This is a genomic window from Streptomyces sp. BL1 (genome assembly GCF_057628045.1).
The window spans coordinates 1,579,515-1,595,275 of record NZ_JBXYWZ010000002.1 but is presented as its reverse complement, the minus strand read 5'-3'; the positions used below and the strand labels follow the sequence as shown (position 1 = coordinate 1,595,275).

Sequence of the window (15,761 nt, the reverse complement as noted above, 5' to 3'; positions counted from 1 at the left end):
GCCGCTCACACCCCCGCCGTCACGCCGCCGGGGCCCTGCGGACCAGAGCCGTGCGGTCCGGCGCCCCGCGGCCCGAAGCCGGCGCCGGGTACGGAGCCCGCCGCTGCCAAGTCGCCCAGGTGCGCCATGCGTTCGGCGACACTGTCCGCGGTGGGCCGCTCCAGGCGGCCGACGAGACGGCCGTCCGCGAGGAACAGCACGGAGCCCGCGTACGAGGCGGCGACCGGATCGTGCGTCACCATCACGACGGTCTGCCCGAAGTCCCGTACGGCCTCCTGCAGCAGACCGAGCACCGTACGGGCGCTGCGGGTGTCCAGGGCACCGGTCGGCTCGTCGGCGAAGAGCACGGCCGGCTCGGTGACCAGGGCGCGGGCGATGGCCACGCGCTGCTGCTGGCCGCCGGACAGTTCGGCGGGACGGTGGTGCAACCGGTCGGCCAGACCGACCCGTTCGAGGATGTGTGCCGCCCTGTCGCCGTCCACCCTGCGGCCCGCCAGCCGCAGCGGGAGCGTCACGTTCTGCAGAACTGTCAGCGTGGGCAGCAGGTTGAACTGCTGGAAGACGAAGCCGATCCGCTCCCTGCGGAACTTCGTCAGCGCCGCCTCGCTGCCGTACTCCATCTCCGCGCCCGCCACGGCGACGATGCCGCTGCCGGGCCGGTCCAGTCCGGCGGCGCACTGCAGCAGCGTGCTCTTCCCGGAGCCGGACGGGCCCATCACCGCGGTGAACGTTCCCGTGGGCAGACTCAGGGACACCCCGTCCAGCGCGGTGACGGAGTTCCCCTCCGTGCCGTACACCTTGCGTACGGAGACCATCCGCAGCGCCTCGGAGCTGCCCGTGGTCCCGCTGTCGCGTCGTCGTCGGTACATGGCGTATCTCCCGTTCCCGGCGCCCCGTGCGCCTGGAACGGACGCTACGGACGGCGGGGGAGCGAGACGATGGCCGTACGCACCCGACGGGGGTGGGCCTGTCACCACCCCGCCCCGGGTGCCTGGGCACCCGGGGCGGGAGGGACGGAGACCGGTGCGGCGTCAGCCGCCGAACTCCTCCAGGCCCTTCATCGCCTGGTCCAGCAGCTCCTGACGGCCCGCCAGCTCCTTCTCCAGCTTCTCCGCCTTCGCGGTGTTGCCGGCGGCGCGGGCCTGCTCGGCCTGCTTGCGGAGCTTGTCGACCGCGTCCTGCAGCTGGCCGGTCAGACCGGCGGCGCGGGCCCGGGCCTCCGGGTTGGTGCGGCGCCACTCGGCCTCCTCGGCCTCCTGGATCGCCCGCTCCACCGCGTGCATCCGGCCCTCGATCTTCGCCTTGGACTCGCGCGGCACATGGCCGATCGCGTCCCAGCGCTCATTGATCGAACGGAAGCCGCTGCGGGCCGACTTGAGGTCGGTCACCGGGAGCAGCTTCTCCGCCTCGACGGCCAGCTCCTCCTTGCGCGTCAGGTTCTCCCGCTGCTCGGCGTCGCGCTCGGCGAACACCTCGCCGCGGGCCTGGAAGAACACGTCCTGCGCGCCGCGGAACCGCCGCCACAGATCGTCCTCGAACTCGCGCTGGGCGCGGCCCGCGGCCTTCCAGTCCTGCATCAGATCGCGGTACTTGGCGGCTGTCGGGCCCCAGTCCCGCGAGTCCGAGAGCGCCTCGGCCTCGGCGACCAGCTTCTCCTTGCGCTTGCGTGCCTCCTCGCGCTGCGCGTCCAGCTGCGCGAAGTGCGCCTTGCGCCGCTTGGAGAACGCCGAGCGGGCGTGCGAGAAGCGGTGCCACAGCTCGTCGTCGGTCTTCCGGTCCAGCCGCGGCAGGCCCTTCCACGTGTCGACCAGCGCGCGCAGCCGCTCGCCCGCGGCCCGCCACTGCTCGCTCGCGGCCAGCTCCTCCGCCTCGACGACCAGCTTCTGCTTGGCCTCGCGCGCCTCCTCGGACTGCTTGGCCTTCTCGGCCTTGCGCTCCTCGCGGCGCTGGTCGACGGTCTCCACCAGCTTGTCCAGCCGCTGCCGCAGTGCGTCCAGGTCGCCGACGGCGTGGTGCGCGTCGACCTGCTCGCGCAGGTGGCCGATGGCGGTATGGGCGTCCTTCGCGGACAGGTCGGTGGTCTTCACCCGGCGTTCGAGGAGGCCGATCTCCACGACCAGGCCCTCGTACTTGCGCTCGAAGTAGGCGAGCGCCTCTTCGGGGGAGCCCGCCTGCCACGAACCGACGACCTTTTCGCCGTCCGCCGTACGCACGTACACGGTCCCCGTCTCGTCGACGCGGCCCCACGGGTCGCTGCTCACAGCGCCTCCTCCACATGATGCTCGCGAGGGTCGCCACCGTATGCCGCAGCGCCTCGCTGCGGCGGACTGGGCCCCCGGCATCGTCCACAGTTCTCGTTTAGCCAAACATAGGCGACCGGCGGGCACGCTGTCCGCACCCGGCGGGGCCGTAATTTTCTTGCCGTAGTGCCCGACAGCGCCCGGACAACCGGGCCGGTCAGGACTTGCGGGCCGTCGCCTTGTCGATCACCACCGTGGCCTTGGGCGCGGTGTTCTGCGTCTGCGGGTCCGGAGTGGACCCCGCCTTCGCGATCTTCTTCAGTACGTCCATGCCCCCGGTGATCTTCCCGAACGGCGTGTAGTCGGGCGGCAGTTTGCTGTCCTCGAAGACCAGGAAGAACTGGCTGCCGCCGGAGTTCCGGCCCTTGCCGGTCCGCGCGTCGTACTGGTTGGCCATGGCGACGGTCCCCGCCGGATAGACGCCGCCCTTGAGCCGGGAGTCCTTCAGGTTCTCGTCGGGAATCGTGTAGCCGGGCCCGCCCGTCCCGGTGCCCTTCGGATCCCCGCACTGCAGGACGTGAATGCCCTCGTCCACCAGGCGGTGGCACTTCGTGTGGTCGAAGTAGCCCTGGCCTGCGAGGAAATCGAAGGAGTTGACGGTGTGCGGCGCCTTCGCGGCGTCCAGCGAGAGGCCGATCTGCCCGCAGGTGGTCCGCAGATCCATCGTGTACGCCGCGGACTTGTCGATGCCGAGCGCCGGTTCCTTCTTCCACTGCTTGCCGTTCGGCTCGCCCGCCGCCGGCTTCCCGCACGGGTCGGCGCCGCCGCCCCCGCCGGATTTGCCGCCCGCGGAGTCCCCCGTGTCCCCGCCGAACCCGCCCGTCGCCGCGTACGCACCGCCCGCCGCGAGGACCAGCACGAGGCCGCCGGCGATGGCCGCGTTGCGCCGCCGCGCCGTGCGCCGCCGCTCCGCGCGGCGTTGCTGCTGGCGCTCGAACTTCTCCCGGGCGAGCTGCTTTCTCCGCTGTTCATTGTTGGGCACGCTGGTCTCCTTCGGGCAGGACGGGAGGGCGCGGGGGGCGGGCCGGGCCGCGGGCCCGCGGCGTACGCGATACGGGTTCGCCCGGCCCGTACCGCCGCCGGTAGGCTGTGACCTCGCAGAACCGCCGTACCCCACTGTCGGACGACTGAAGGACGATCGTGCTCGTTGCCGGGTTCCCCGCCGGGGCCTGGGGGACCAATTGCTATCTGGTCGCCCCGGGCGCGGGTGAGGAGTGCGTGATCATCGATCCGGGCCACCAGGCCGCCGAGGGTGTCGAGGAGGCCGTCGCCAAGCACCGGCTCAAGCCGGTCGCCGTGGTGCTCACGCACGGCCATATCGACCATGTCGCCTCGGTCGTGCCCGTGTGCGGGGCGCACGACGTGCCCGCCTGGATCCACCCCGACGACCGCTTCATGATGAGCGACCCCGAGAAGGGGATCGGCCGCTCCATCGGGCAGCAGCTGATGGGCGAGCTGACCGTCGGCGAGCCCGACGACGTGAAGACCCTGACCGACGGGGCGAAGCTGGAGCTGGCCGGACTGGAGCTGACCGTCGCGCACGCCCCGGGCCATACCAAGGGGTCGGTGACCTTCGGCATGCCCGAACAGGCGGACATTCCGCCGGTGTTGTTCTCGGGCGACCTGCTGTTCGCCGGCTCCATCGGACGCACCGACATGCCCGGGGGCGACCACGGCGAGATCCTGCAGTCGCTGGCACGCGTGTGCCTGCCGCTCCAGGACGAGACCGTGGTCCTCTCCGGCCACGGCCCCCAGACCACCATCGGCCGCGAACGCGCCTCGAACCCCTTCCTGCGCGAGGTCGCGGCCGGCACCGGAGGCGCGGGTACCGACGCCCCTCCGCGACGAGGAATGTGACGAAGTTTCCGTGAGCACCTTCAAGGCCCCCAAGGGCACGTACGACCTCATCCCGCCGCGCTCCGCCGGCTTCCTCGCGGTGCGCGAGGGCCTCTCCGCGCCGCTGCGGCGCTCGGGCTACGGCTACATCGAGACGCCCGGCTTCGAGAACGTCGAGCTCTTCGCGCGCGGTGTCGGCGAGTCCACCGACATCGTCACCAAGGAGATGTACACCCTCACCACCAAGGGCGGCGACGAGCTCGCGCTGCGCCCCGAGGGCACCGCCTCCGTGCTGCGCGCCGCGCTGGAGTCCAGCCTCCACAAGAGCGGCAACCTGCCGGTCAAGCTCTGGTATTCGGGCTCGTACTACCGCTACGAGCGTGCGCAGAAGGGCCGTTACCGGCACTTCTCGCAGGTCGGCGCGGAGGCCATCGGCGCCGAGGACCCGCAGCTGGACGCCGAGCTCGTGATCCTGGCGCACGACGCGTACCGCTCGCTCGGCCTGCGGAACTTCCGCATCCTGCTCAACTCGCTGGGCGACAAGGAGTGCCGGCCGGTCTACCGCACGGCGCTCCAGGAGTTCCTGCGCGCCCTCGACCTGGACGAGGACACCCGCCGCCGGATCGAGATCAACCCGCTGCGGGTGCTGGACGACAAGCGCGAGAGCGTGCAGGCCCAGCTGACCGACGCGCCGCTGATGCGCGACCACCTGTGCGAGGCGTGCAAGACGTACCACGAGCAGGTGCGCGAGCTGCTCGTCGAGGCGGGCGTGGAGTTCGAGGACGACCCGCGCCTGGTGCGCGGCCTGGACTACTACACGCGCACCACCTTCGAGTTCGTGCACGACGGCCTCGGCTCGCAGTCCGCCGTGGGCGGCGGCGGCCGGTACGACGGCCTGTCCGAGATGCTCGGCGGCCCCGCGCTGCCGTCGGTCGGCTGGGCACTCGGCGTGGACCGTACGGTGCTGGCGCTGGAGGCCGAGGGCGTCGACCTCGAACTGGCCTCCGCCACCGACGTATTCGCCGTGCCGATCGGCGACGAGGCGCGGCGCGCGCTGTTCTCCGCGGTCACGGCGCTGCGCCGGGAGGGCGTCGCGGCCGACCTCGCGTACGGCGGCAAGGGCATGAAGAACGCCATGAAGTCGGCCAACCGCTCCGGCGCCCGGTTCGCTCTGCTCGTGGGGGAGCGGGACCTCGCCGAGGGCGTGGCCCAGCTCAAGGACCTGCAGAGCGGCGAGCAGTCCGCCGTGGCACTCGATCGAGTGGTGGCCGAAGTGCGGTCCCGGCTGGGCTGATCCCCGGCTGAGACAGTGGTCCCTGGTGCACAATTGGCGGCACCGGGGACCCAGTTGTCTCAGACGGACACGGCCGAACGACAACACGACAGGACGATCAGGGCTATGGCGACGACGGCACCACGGGAAGACGCGCACACGGACGCGGACGTGCCCTCCAGAGGAGTCCGCTCGGGCGCGAGCCGCGCCTTCGCCTGGATGCTGATCATCACCGGCGCGGCCGGGACGCTGGCGGCGTGGGTCATCACGCTCGACAAGTTCAAGCTCCTCGAGGACAAGAACTTCAAGCCGGGCTGCAGCTTCAACCCCGTGGTGTCCTGCGGCAGCGTCATGCAGAGCGAGCAGGCGGCGGCGTTCGGCGCGCCCAACCCGATGATCGGGCTCGTGGCGTACGGCATCGTGGTCTGCGTCGGCGTCACGCTGCTGACCGGCGCGCGCTTCCCCCGGTGGTACTGGCTGACGTTCAACGCCGGCACGCTGTTCGGCGTCGGCTTCTGCACCTGGCTGATGTACCAGTCGCTGTACAACATCAACGCCCTGTGCCTGTGGTGCTGCCTCGCCTGGGCCGCCACGATCATCATGTTCTGGTACGTGACGGCGCAGAGCCTCCGCCAGGGCTTCCTGCCCGCTCCCGCCCCGGTGCGGAATTTCTTCGACGAGTTCCCGTGGGTCCTGCCGGTGCTGCACATCGGCATCATCGGCGTGCTGATCCTGACCCGCTGGTGGACGTTCTGGACGAGCTGACGGCCTGGGCGAGTTGAGCGGAGCGCCCGTCCCGCACACCCCGGCACGGTTCCGTTGTCAGTGCTCTGACTTAGGGTTTCCGGCGTGGAACCGGACCTCTTCACCGCAGCCGCGGACGAACGCCAGAGCAAGGACCCGTCCGCCAGCCCGCTGGCCGTGCGGATGCGTCCGCGCACGCTCGACGAGGTGGTGGGGCAGCAGCATCTGCTGCGCCCCGGCTCGCCGTTGCGCCGGCTCGTGGGCGAGGGCGGCGGCGGTCCCGCGGGCTCCTCGTCGGTGCTGTTGTGGGGCCCGCCCGGCATCGGCAAGACCACCCTGGCGTACGTCGTCAGCCAGGCCACCGACGCGCGCTTCGTGGAGCTGTCGGCCATCACCGCCGGGGTGAAGGAGGTGCGTGCCGTCATCGACGGCGCCCGCCGCTCCTCCGGTGCGTACGGCAAGGACACCGTGCTGTTCCTGGACGAGATCCACCGGTTCAGCAAGGCCCAGCAGGACTCCCTGCTGCCCGCCGTGGAGAACCGCTGGGTCACCCTGATCGCGGCCACCACGGAGAACCCGTACTTCTCGATCATCTCCCCGCTGCTGTCCCGTTCGCTGCTGCTGACGCTGGAGCCGCTCACCGACGACGACATCCGCGGTCTGCTGCGCCGCGCCCTGACCGAGGAGCGGGGTCTGAACGGCGCTGTGTCGCTTCCTGACGAGGGCGAGGATCATCTGCTGCGCATCGCGGGGGGCGACGCGCGGCGGGCCCTCACAGCGCTGGAGGCGGGCGCGGGGTCGGCGATCGCCAAGGGGGAGGGCGAGATCTCGCTGGCCACCCTGGAGGAGGCCGTCGACCGCGCGGCGGTGAAGTACGACCGCGACGGCGACCAGCACTACGACGTGGCGAGCGCCCTGATCAAGTCCATCCGCGGCTCCGACGTGGACGCGGCGCTGCACTATCTGGCCCGGATGATCGAGGCGGGGGAGGATCCGCGGTTCATCGCGCGGCGGTTGATGATCTCGGCCAGCGAGGACATCGGGATGGCGGACCCGTCGGCGCTCCAGACCGCCGTCGCCACCGCCCAGGCCGTCGCCATGATCGGCTTCCCCGAGGCACGGATCACGCTCGGCCAGTGCACCGTCGCGCTCGCGCTCGCGCCCAAGTCCAACGCGGCGTACATGGCGGTGGACGCCGCTCTCGCCGATGTCCGCGCGGGCAAGGCGGGTCCGGTTCCGGCGCATCTGCGCGACAGCCACTACAAGGGCTCGCAGAATCTCGGGCACGGCCAGGGCTACCAGTACCCGCACGATCTGCCGGGCGGCATCGCCGCACAGCAGTACGCGCCGGACGAGATCCACGGCAAGCGGTACTACGAGCCCACCCGGTACGGCGCCGAGGCGCGGTACGCGGAGGTCGCCGAGCGCGTCCGGGCCCGGCTGCGGGGCGAATCCCCGGCAGAGTCCTGAGTCTTCCCGGGAGCGACCCCGGCCCCCCGGCGGAGTTCTGAGTCTTCCGGGGAGCGCCCCCGGCCCCCGCGGAGTGAGTCGGTGCGGTGACGACTCCGCCGGGGGCCGGGGAACTCATGGGCAGGTCAGCCCTCTTCGGCGGCCGCCTCGAACAGGGCGTGCATGGCGCGCCTCAACTGCACGACGCCGGACACCGGTTCGGGGAATTCGAAGCGCGCGTCGAAGCAGTGCGCCTCCCCGCAGAACCGCACGCGCATCCCGTGCCGGTCGAGGGCCAGCGGCACGACCTGCTCGCGTACCGAGCACGTCGTGTCGTCCTCGCCCAGCAGCGCGCACAGGCTGCGGACCTGGTCGTCGTGGGCGGCGGCGAGGTGCTGGAGCAGCTCGGACTCGTGCCGTGCCAGCGGGTCGGGCTCGGCGGCGGCGAAGTCGTCCGGTTCGACGTGCTCCTCGCCCCACAGGTCGTCGACGTACGCCTCGCCGACTTCGAGGCGCAGCAGCATCCACGCCACGTCCGTGGCGGGTTCCGCCGGGCACTGTTCGGCGAGAAGGCGTTCGCACTCGGCCCGTTCCCCGTTGCGTACGGGGGTGAGCCAGCCGGCGATCCAGGCGCGCCCGCGGACCCGGTGCGGGACCGCTACGGGGGCCACATCCGTGAGTTCCATCACGGCGGTCACGTCGTCGTCCTGAGCGTACGCAGCGGCCCTCGCCGCAGGTGAGGCCGCCGGAACAAGGATCACCACGTCACCCTCGGGGGTGACGGCGCGGGCTTCGGGACTGCCGAACCCGAGGGGGTCGGGTCCGGACTGTTTGGCCTCGGTTCCAGGAATTGCCAGCGCCGCAGATACGCTGGACTGCACGAGGGTTCGTACGCGCTCGGCAGCGGTCGGTTGCCGCGCGTCTTCCACGGGACGCGGCTGATCCCCCTCGGCAGCAGTGCCGGGCAGGGGAATCCCAGGTCGAAACATGCGATCTCCTCGGCTAAGGTAAGGCAAACCTAACTTACACGGAGGTCCGTTCAACGTGAACCAGTCGCGTCCCAAGGTCAAGAAGTCGCGTGCCCTCGGCATCGCGCTGACCCCGAAGGCCGTCAAGTACTTCGAGCAGCGCCCGTACCCGCCCGGGGAGCACGGCCGTGGCCGCAAGCAGAACAGTGACTACAAGGTCCGGCTGCTCGAGAAGCAGCGTCTGCGCGCCCAGTACGACATCAGCGAGAGCCAGATGCGCCGGGCGTACGACCGCGCCCGCAAGACGAGCGTGAAGACCGGTGAGGCACTGGTCTGCGAGCTCGAGCGGCGTCTGGACGCCCTCGTGCTCCGCTCCGGTCTGGCCCGCACGATCTACCAGGCCCGCCAGATGGTTGTTCACGGCCACATCTCGGTGAACGAGCGGAAGGTCGACAAGCCGTCCTTCCTCGTGAAGCCGGGCGACGTCGTGATGGTCCGCGAGCGCAGCCGCAACAAGCACCCCTTCCAGGTGGCGCGTGAGGGCGGCTACGACACCGAGGGCGAGACCCCGCGCTACCTGGAGGTCAACCTCCAGGCGCTGGCGTTCCGCCTGGACCGGGAGCCCAACCGCAAGGAGATCCCGGTGCAGTGCGACGAGCAGCTCGTCATCGAGTACTACGCTCGCTGAGTCCGCCCCCGCACGGGGTTCGGACCGCCCGGCTCAGCCCGCCTGTCCTCCGTCGGCGTTCCCCGCCGACGGCGGCACGGCGGGCTGCCGTGTGTTCGGGGCCGGCAGCCGGCCCGCCGCGCCGCGGGTGCCCCGGCCGGCGCCCGGCGCGGACTCCGCGTCCAGCCAGGCCGCCGCGTCCGCGAAGCGCTCGCTGATCTCGCGCGTCACGAGCACGGCCAGGCCGGTGTCCACGCCCCGCCGGTACGCCCGGGCGAAGCCCTCCTCGCCCAGGGCGGCGCGCGCCCGGTCCCGGCACCCCGTACTGGCATCGGCGAAGTAGCGCGAGCCCAGCCGCCGGGTGCCGACCGTGCGCCAGCCCGCCAGCGCGGCGCCGAGCATCTCCGCGGCGCGTACGGGCTCGTCGTCCGCGGTGAGCGCCGCCAGGATCTCCAGGCTCATCGTCATGCCGACGACGTCGTGGAACTCCCGCTTGACCGCCAGGCATTCGACGCTGAGGGTGCGCGCCGCGTCCCTGTCGCCGCGCGCCATGTGCACGTAGCTCAGGACGTAGAGCGCGTACGAGAGCGCCCAGCGCTCCCCGCTCTCCGCGGCGATGTCGCGGGCCTCCTCGCCCAGTGCCAGCGCGGAGTCCAGCTGCCCCTCGAAGGCGTGCGCCATGGCGAGTTCGACCTGCGCGAGGATCACCAGCGTGGTGAGTTCGCCGAGCGCCCTGAAGCGTTCCAACGCTTCGCCGAGCAGCGCCCTCCCGCGCGGCATGTCGTCGCCGATCATCGCGAGGCAGCCGAGCATCTGCGTGGCGTACGCGACGGCCGTCTCGTCGCCGTGCTCCCCGGCGAGCTCCAGGCACTCGTGCAGCGCGCCCAGCGCGGACACCGCGTCGCCCCGGACGACCGAGGTCAGCCCGGACACCCACAGCGCCTTGGCGCGCGCCTCGGGCTGGTCGCCGTGCTGCGCCAGCGCGCGGTCCAGCCACAGCTGGCCCTCCGCAGGACGCCCGCAGGCGATCCAGTAGAACCACAGCGTGCCCGCCAGATACTGGCCGAGATGCGCCTCGTCGGGGCTGCTCAGGCTGCACTCCAACGCCTGCCGCAGATTGGGCAGTTCCTGCTCCAGGCGGGCCACGACCTCGGTCTGCTGCGGGCTGAACCAGTCGAGTTCGCACCACGTCGCCAGCCCCAGATACCAGTCGCGGTGCCGGCGCCGCAGCCGCTCCTGCTCGCCCAGCTCCTCCAGCCACAGGGCGCCGTACTCCCGCACCGTCTCCAGCAGGTGGTACCGCGCCTGCCCGGACGGACCCTCGCGGCCGTCCCGTACGACGACGGACTGCGCCACCAGCTGGGCCAGTACGGGCAGCACGTCCTCGGCCGGCAACTCGGGGCCGCCGGAGCACAGATACTCGGCGGCCTCCAGGTCGAAGTCGCCCGAGAAGACCGACAGCCGCGCCCACAGCAGCCGTTCGGGCGCCGTGCACAGCTCGTGGCTCCAGCCGACCGTCGTCCGCAGCGTCTGGTGCCGGGGGAGCGTGCCGCGGCGGTTGCCGGCCAGCAGCTGGAAGCGGTCGTTGAGCCGGTGCGTGATCTGCTCGACGGACAGCACGCGCAGCTGCGCCGCGGCCAGTTCGAGGGCCAGCGGGATGCCGTCAAGTCTGCGGCACAGCTCGGTGGCCGCGCCCAGCTGCGCGGCACCGTCGATCTCGAAGCCGGGCAGTACGGCCGCCGCGCGCTCGGTGAACAGCGCGACCGCCTCCTCCTCCGGCATCGGCGCGAGCGTGTGGATCCGCTCGCCCGTCAGCTCCAGCGGACGCCGGCTCGCGACGAGGATCCGCAGCCCCGGCGCGCCGCGCAGCAGCGTGTCCGCCAACTCGGCGCACTCCTCGGCCAGATGCTCGCAGCCGTCCAGCACCAGCAGGGCCCGCTTGTCGCGCAGGTGCCGCAGGGCGACGGAGCGCGGCGGGCGCCCGGCGACGTCGGCGAGCTCCAGCGACTCGGCCACCGTGTGATCCAGCAGCCCCGGATCGCGCACGGTCGAGAGGTCGATGAGCCATACGCCGTCGCAGAAGCGATCCTGCATACGCTCGGCGGCGTGCAGGACGAGCCGGGACTTCCCCACACCCCCGACGCCGGTGACGGTCACCAGCCGGTCGGCGGCCAACTGCTCACACAGGCCGGCGACTTCACCGCGGCGGCCGACGAACCGGTTGAGCGCGGCGGGAAGATTTCCCGGCGTACGCGGGTGTGCGGAAGATGCCGAAGAGGCCCCCGTGGACCCGGAGCGCTGGAAAGGTCCCATGGAACACGGAGCGTACTTGCAGGTGCGCGCACCGTACAATCGCACGCCGGGGTGGCCTCCTTGAGCGCGGGGGCCCGCGCGCACGGGGCGGCTCGGGACGGCATCCGGGCGCCCCGCTTCCGGTACGGTGCGACCCCGTGCGTAATGCGGTACGGGCGCGGCCCCGTGGCGCGATAAGGTCGGTACCTGCCGCCGGGCCCGCGGCGACGGGAGCCGGGTCGTGCGGCAGTTCGGCAGCCGGTCCCTGACGGACCGGCAGCGGAATCCAACCGCAAGAAGACCAACCCGAAAGAAGCGGTGCAGCGTGTCCGGTGGAGAAGTGGCCGGTCTCCTGGTGGCTGTCTTCTGGGCGATCCTCGTGTCGTTCCTCGCCGTGGTGCTGGTGAGGCTCGCACAGACGCTCAAGGCGGCGACCAAGCTGGTGACGGGCGTGACGGAGCAGGCAGTCCCCCTCCTGGGAGAGGCGTCCGCGACCGTGCGGTCAGCGCAGTCCCAGCTGGACCGGGTGGACGCCATCGCCAACGACGTCCAGGAGGTCACCTCCAACGCGTCGGCGCTCTCCTCCACCGTCTCCAGCACTTTCGGCGGCCCGCTCGTCAAGGTCGCCGCCTTCGGCTACGGCGTACGGCGGGCGCTCGGGCGCAAGCAGACCGGCGAGCCCGGCCCGCCCGAGCGGGTCGTCGTCAGCCGTACCGTGCCCGCCGCCCGGCGGGGCCGCGGCCGCAAGCGGGGAAAGGGCTGATCCGCACATGTTCCGCCGCGCCTTCTGGTTCACCTCCGGAGCCGCCGCCGGCGTCTGGGCGACCACCAAGGTCCAGCGCAAGATCCGTTCCCTGGCGCCCGACGCGCTGGCGCTCCGCGCCGCCGACAAGGCCGTGGAGAGCGGCCACCGGCTGAAGCACTTCGCGCTCGACGTACGCGCCGGAATGGACCGGCGCGAGACCGAGTTGAAGGACGCGCTCGGGCTGAACGCCCCGCTGCCGCCGGAGCGCCCGCAGCAGCTTCCCGCCCAGCCCGCCAGGGTGGAGCTGGGCACGACACACCCGCACGAGAAGGAATGAGGACCACTGATGGAGTCGGCTGAAATCCGCCGCCGCTGGCTGCGCTTCTTCGAGGAGCGGGGGCACACCGTCGTGCCGTCGGCGTCGCTGATCGCGGACGACCCGACGCTGCTCCTGGTCCCCGCGGGCATGGTCCCCTTCAAGCCCTACTTCCTGGGCGAGGTCAAGCCGCCGTACGACCGCGCCACCAGCGTGCAGAAGTGCGTGCGCACGCCGGACATCGAAGAGGTCGGCAAGACCACCCGGCACGGCACCTTCTTCCAGATGTGCGGCAACTTCTCCTTCGGCGACTACTTCAAGGAGGGCGCCGCCAAGTTCGCCTGGGAGCTGCTGACCGGCTCCGTGGAGGACGGCTGTTACGGCCTCGACCCCGAGAAGCTGTGGATCACCGTCTACGAGCAGGACGACGAGGCCGAGCGCATCTGGCGCGACGTCGTGGGCGTCCCCGCCGAGCGGATCCAGCGCCTCGGCATGGAGGAGAACTACTGGTCCATGGGCGTGCCCGGCCCCTGCGGACCCTGCTCCGAGATCAACTACGACCGCGGTCCCGAGTTCGGTGTCGAGGGCGGCCCCGCCGTCAACGACGAGCGCTACGTGGAGATCTGGAACCTGGTCTTCATGCAGTACGAGCGCGGCGCGGGCGAGTCCAAGACCGACTTCCCGATCCTCGGCGAGCTGCCCAGCAAGAACATCGACACCGGCCTCGGCCTCGAGCGCCTCGCGATGATCCTGCAGGGCGTGCACAACATGTACGAGATCGACACCTCGCGCATGATCATCGACAAGGCCGGCGAGCTGGCCGGGGTGCGCTACGGCGACACCGAGGAGCAGGACGTCTCGCTCCGCGTCGTCGGCGACCACATCCGTACGTCGATCATGCTCATCGGCGACGGCGTCACCCCCGGCAACGAGGGCCGCGGCTACGTGCTGCGCCGCATCATGCGCCGCGCCATCCGCAACATGCGCATCCTGGGCGCCTCCGGGGCGACCGTCGCCGAGCTGACGGACACCGTCATCAAGGCCATGGCCCCGCAGTACCCGGAGCTGGAGCAGGACCGCAAGCGCATCGAGACGGTGGCGCTGGCCGAGGAGGCCGCCTTCCTCAAGACGCTGAAGGCCGGCACCAACATCCTCGACGGTGCCGTCGAGGAGACCCGCGCCGCCGGTTCCGGCGTGCTGCCCGGCGACAAGGCGTTCCTGCTGCACGACACCTGGGGCTTCCCCATCGACCTCACCCTGGAGATGGCCGCCGAGCAGGGGCTCTCCGTGGACGAGGCCGGTTTCCGGCGGCTCATGAAGGAGCAGCGGGAGCGCGCCAAGGCCGACGCCAAGGCCAAGAAGCAGGGGCACGTCGACCTCTCCGCGTACCGCGAGATCGCCGACACCAGCGGCGCCACCGACTTCACCGGCTACGCGCACACCGAGAACGAGGCCGCCATCGTCGGCCTGCTGGTCGACGGGGTCTCCTCGCCCGCCGCGCACGAGGGCGACGAGGTCGAGGTCGTCCTCGACCGCACCCCCTTCTACGCCGAGGGCGGCGGCCAGCTCGCCGACATGGGCAAAATCCGGCTGGACAGCGGCGCCGTGATCGAGGTCCGCGACGTCCAGCAGCCGGTGCCCGGCGTCAGCGTGCACAAGGGCGTCGTCCAGGTCGGCGAGGTGACGGTCGGCGCTCCGGCGTACGCCCAGATCGACTCCGCCCGGCGCCGCTCCATCGCCCGCGCCCACAGCGCCACGCACCTCACGCACCAGGCGCTGCGCGACGCGCTCGGCCCGACGGCCGCGCAGGCCGGCTCGGAGAACTCGCCGGGCCGCTTCCGCTTCGACTTCGGCGCCCCGTCGGCCGTGCCCGGCACGGTGCTCACCGACGTCGAGCAGCAGATCAACGAGGTGCTCGCCCGCGAACTCGACGTACAGGCCGAGTACATGGGCATCGACGAGGCGCGGAAGCAGGGCGCCCTCGCCGAGTTCGGCGAGAAGTACGGCGAGCGCGTGCGCGTCGTGACCATCGGCGACTTCTCCAAGGAGCTGTGCGGCGGCACGCACGTGCACAACACCGCGCAGCTCGGTCTGGTGAAGCTGCTCGGCGAGTCGTCCATCGGTTCCGGTGTGCGCCGGGTCGAGGCCCTGGTGGGCGTCGACGCGTACAAGTTCCTGGCCCGTGAGCACACGGTGGTCTCGCAGCTCACCGAGCTGGTCAAGGGCCGCCCCGAGGAGCTGCCCGAGAAGGTCTCCGGGATGCTCACCAAGCTCAAGGACGCCGAGAAGGAGATCGAGCGGTTCCGCGCCGAGAAGGTGCTGCAGGCCGCCGGCGGTCTCGCCGAGGGCGCCAAGGACGTCCGGGGCATCGCCCTGGCCGCCGCGCAGGTGCCGGACGGTACGACGGCCGACGACCTGCGCACCCTGGTGCTCGATGTGCGGGAGCGGCTCAGCCGACGCCCCGCCGTCGTCGCCCTGTTCACGGTCACCAACGGCCGTCCGCTCACCGTCATCGCGACCAACGACGCGGCCCGCGACCGCGGTCTGAAGGCCGGCGACCTGGTCCGTACGGCCGCGAAGACGCTCGGCGGCGGTGGCGGCGGCAAGCCGGACGTCGCCCAGGGCGGCGGCCAGAACGCCGACGCCGTGCCGGAGGCCGTCGAGGCCGTCGAGCGTCTGGTCGCCGAGGCCTCCTGATGCGGCGCGGCAGACGGCTGGCGGTCGACGTCGGCGACGCCCGGATCGGGGTCGCGAGCAGCGACCCCGACGGGCTGCTGGCCACCCCGGTCGAGACGGTTCCGGGCCGCGACCTGCCGGCGGCGCACCGCCGGCTGGCCGCGCTGGTCGAGGAGTACGAACCGCTGGAGGTCGTCGTCGGACTCCCGCGCTCCCTCCAGGGGGGCGAGGGTCCGGCGGCCGCCAAGGTACGGGGTTTCGCCGAGCAGTTGGCGAAAAACATCACACCGGTGCCCGTGCGGATGGTGGACGAGCGCATGAGTACGGTCACAGCGGCGCAGGGCATGCGGGCCTCGGGGGTGAGCTCCAAGAAGGGGCGTTCCCGCATTGACCAGGCCGCCGCCGTGGTCATCCTGCAGAGCGCGCTGGAGACCGAACGGGTGTCCGGCGCGGCGCCGGGCCAGTGCGTCGAGGTGGTTGTCTGATCGCGGTGCG

Annotated in this window: 14 protein-coding genes; 9 read left to right on the top strand and 5 right to left on the bottom strand. The window is 71.7% G+C overall.

Going from position 1 to position 15,761, the window contains the following annotated elements; all coding sequences use genetic code 11:
- Positions 1 to 5: 5 nt before the first annotated feature.
- The 3 genes from AC3AGO_RS07215 to AC3AGO_RS07205 all read right to left on the bottom strand — a co-directional run bounded on the left by AC3AGO_RS07215 (position 6) and on the right by AC3AGO_RS07205 (position 3,282).
- A complete protein-coding gene (locus AC3AGO_RS07215; protein WP_487819294.1) occupies positions 6 to 869 on the bottom strand; it encodes an ABC transporter ATP-binding protein in 864 nt (287 codons plus the stop codon).
- Positions 870 to 1,031: 162 nt separating this feature from the next.
- Entirely contained in the window at positions 1,032 to 2,261 is a 1,230-nt protein-coding gene (locus AC3AGO_RS07210) for a DUF349 domain-containing protein (protein ID WP_487819293.1), read from the bottom strand.
- Between the two features lie 196 nt (positions 2,262 to 2,457).
- The gene (locus AC3AGO_RS07205; RefSeq protein ID WP_487819292.1) at positions 2,458 to 3,282 is read right to left on the bottom strand and encodes a peptidylprolyl isomerase; all 825 of its coding nucleotides are present in this window, start codon (positions 3,280 to 3,282) and stop codon (positions 2,458 to 2,460) included.
- Positions 3,283 to 3,440: 158 nt separating this feature from the next.
- On the opposite strand from AC3AGO_RS07205, the gene AC3AGO_RS07200 reads away from it, so the two are divergent.
- The 4 genes from AC3AGO_RS07200 (at position 3,441) to AC3AGO_RS07185 (ending at position 7,623) form a co-directional block, all read left to right on the top strand.
- Positions 3,441 to 4,157 (top strand): MBL fold metallo-hydrolase, encoded by a 717-nt coding sequence (locus AC3AGO_RS07200; protein WP_487819291.1) that lies wholly within the window; start codon positions 3,441 to 3,443, stop codon positions 4,155 to 4,157.
- Positions 4,158 to 4,167: 10 nt separating this feature from the next.
- Positions 4,168 to 5,430 carry a histidine--tRNA ligase gene (gene hisS / locus AC3AGO_RS07195; protein WP_487819290.1) on the top strand — a complete coding sequence of 421 codons (1,263 nt, stop codon included), beginning with the start codon at positions 4,168 to 4,170 and terminating at the stop codon, positions 5,428 to 5,430.
- Between the two features lie 105 nt (positions 5,431 to 5,535).
- Positions 5,536 to 6,174 carry a vitamin K epoxide reductase family protein gene (locus AC3AGO_RS07190; protein ID WP_487819289.1) on the top strand — a complete coding sequence of 213 codons (639 nt, stop codon included), beginning with the start codon at positions 5,536 to 5,538 and terminating at the stop codon, positions 6,172 to 6,174.
- Between the two features lie 84 nt (positions 6,175 to 6,258).
- The gene (locus AC3AGO_RS07185; RefSeq protein WP_487819288.1) at positions 6,259 to 7,623 is read left to right on the top strand and encodes a replication-associated recombination protein A; all 1,365 of its coding nucleotides are present in this window, start codon (positions 6,259 to 6,261) and stop codon (positions 7,621 to 7,623) included.
- 125 nt (positions 7,624 to 7,748) lie between these two features.
- On the opposite strand, the gene AC3AGO_RS07180 is transcribed toward AC3AGO_RS07185, so the two are convergent.
- Positions 7,749 to 8,591 (bottom strand): DUF2470 domain-containing protein, encoded by an 843-nt coding sequence (locus tag AC3AGO_RS07180; RefSeq protein WP_487819287.1) that lies wholly within the window; start codon positions 8,589 to 8,591, stop codon positions 7,749 to 7,751.
- A gap of 55 nt (positions 8,592 to 8,646) precedes the next feature.
- Here AC3AGO_RS07180 and rpsD point away from each other — a divergent pair, with 55 nt between their 5' ends.
- On the top strand, positions 8,647 to 9,258 hold the full coding sequence (gene rpsD / locus AC3AGO_RS07175) for a 30S ribosomal protein S4 (protein ID WP_487819286.1): 612 nt from the start codon (positions 8,647 to 8,649) through the stop codon (positions 9,256 to 9,258).
- A 33-nt stretch (positions 9,259 to 9,291) separates the two neighbouring features.
- Here rpsD and AC3AGO_RS07170 read toward each other — a convergent pair whose 3' ends face one another.
- Positions 9,292 to 11,550: an ATP-binding protein gene (locus AC3AGO_RS07170; RefSeq protein WP_487819285.1), complete on the bottom strand. Its 2,259-nt coding sequence runs from the start codon at positions 11,548 to 11,550 to the stop codon at positions 9,292 to 9,294.
- A gap of 304 nt (positions 11,551 to 11,854) precedes the next feature.
- Here AC3AGO_RS07170 and AC3AGO_RS07165 point away from each other — a divergent pair, with 304 nt between their 5' ends.
- The 4 genes from AC3AGO_RS07165 to ruvX are packed head-to-tail and all read left to right on the top strand — an operon-like array spanning position 11,855 to position 15,751.
- Positions 11,855 to 12,292, top strand: a complete 438-nt coding sequence (locus AC3AGO_RS07165) for a DUF948 domain-containing protein (RefSeq protein WP_487819284.1) — start codon at positions 11,855 to 11,857, stop codon at positions 12,290 to 12,292.
- A gap of 7 nt (positions 12,293 to 12,299) precedes the next feature.
- Positions 12,300 to 12,611, top strand: coding sequence for a DUF6167 family protein (locus tag AC3AGO_RS07160; protein ID WP_487819283.1), 312 nt, complete (start codon positions 12,300 to 12,302; stop codon positions 12,609 to 12,611).
- 9 nt (positions 12,612 to 12,620) lie between these two features.
- Positions 12,621 to 15,287, top strand: coding sequence for an alanine--tRNA ligase (alaS, locus tag AC3AGO_RS07155; RefSeq protein WP_487819282.1), 2,667 nt, complete (start codon positions 12,621 to 12,623; stop codon positions 15,285 to 15,287).
- Positions 15,287 to 15,751 (top strand): Holliday junction resolvase RuvX, encoded by a 465-nt coding sequence (ruvX, locus tag AC3AGO_RS07150; RefSeq protein WP_487819281.1) that lies wholly within the window; start codon positions 15,287 to 15,289, stop codon positions 15,749 to 15,751. Before alaS ends, ruvX begins: the two co-directional genes overlap by 1 nt.
- The last annotated feature ends 10 nt before the right edge of the window (positions 15,752 to 15,761 follow it).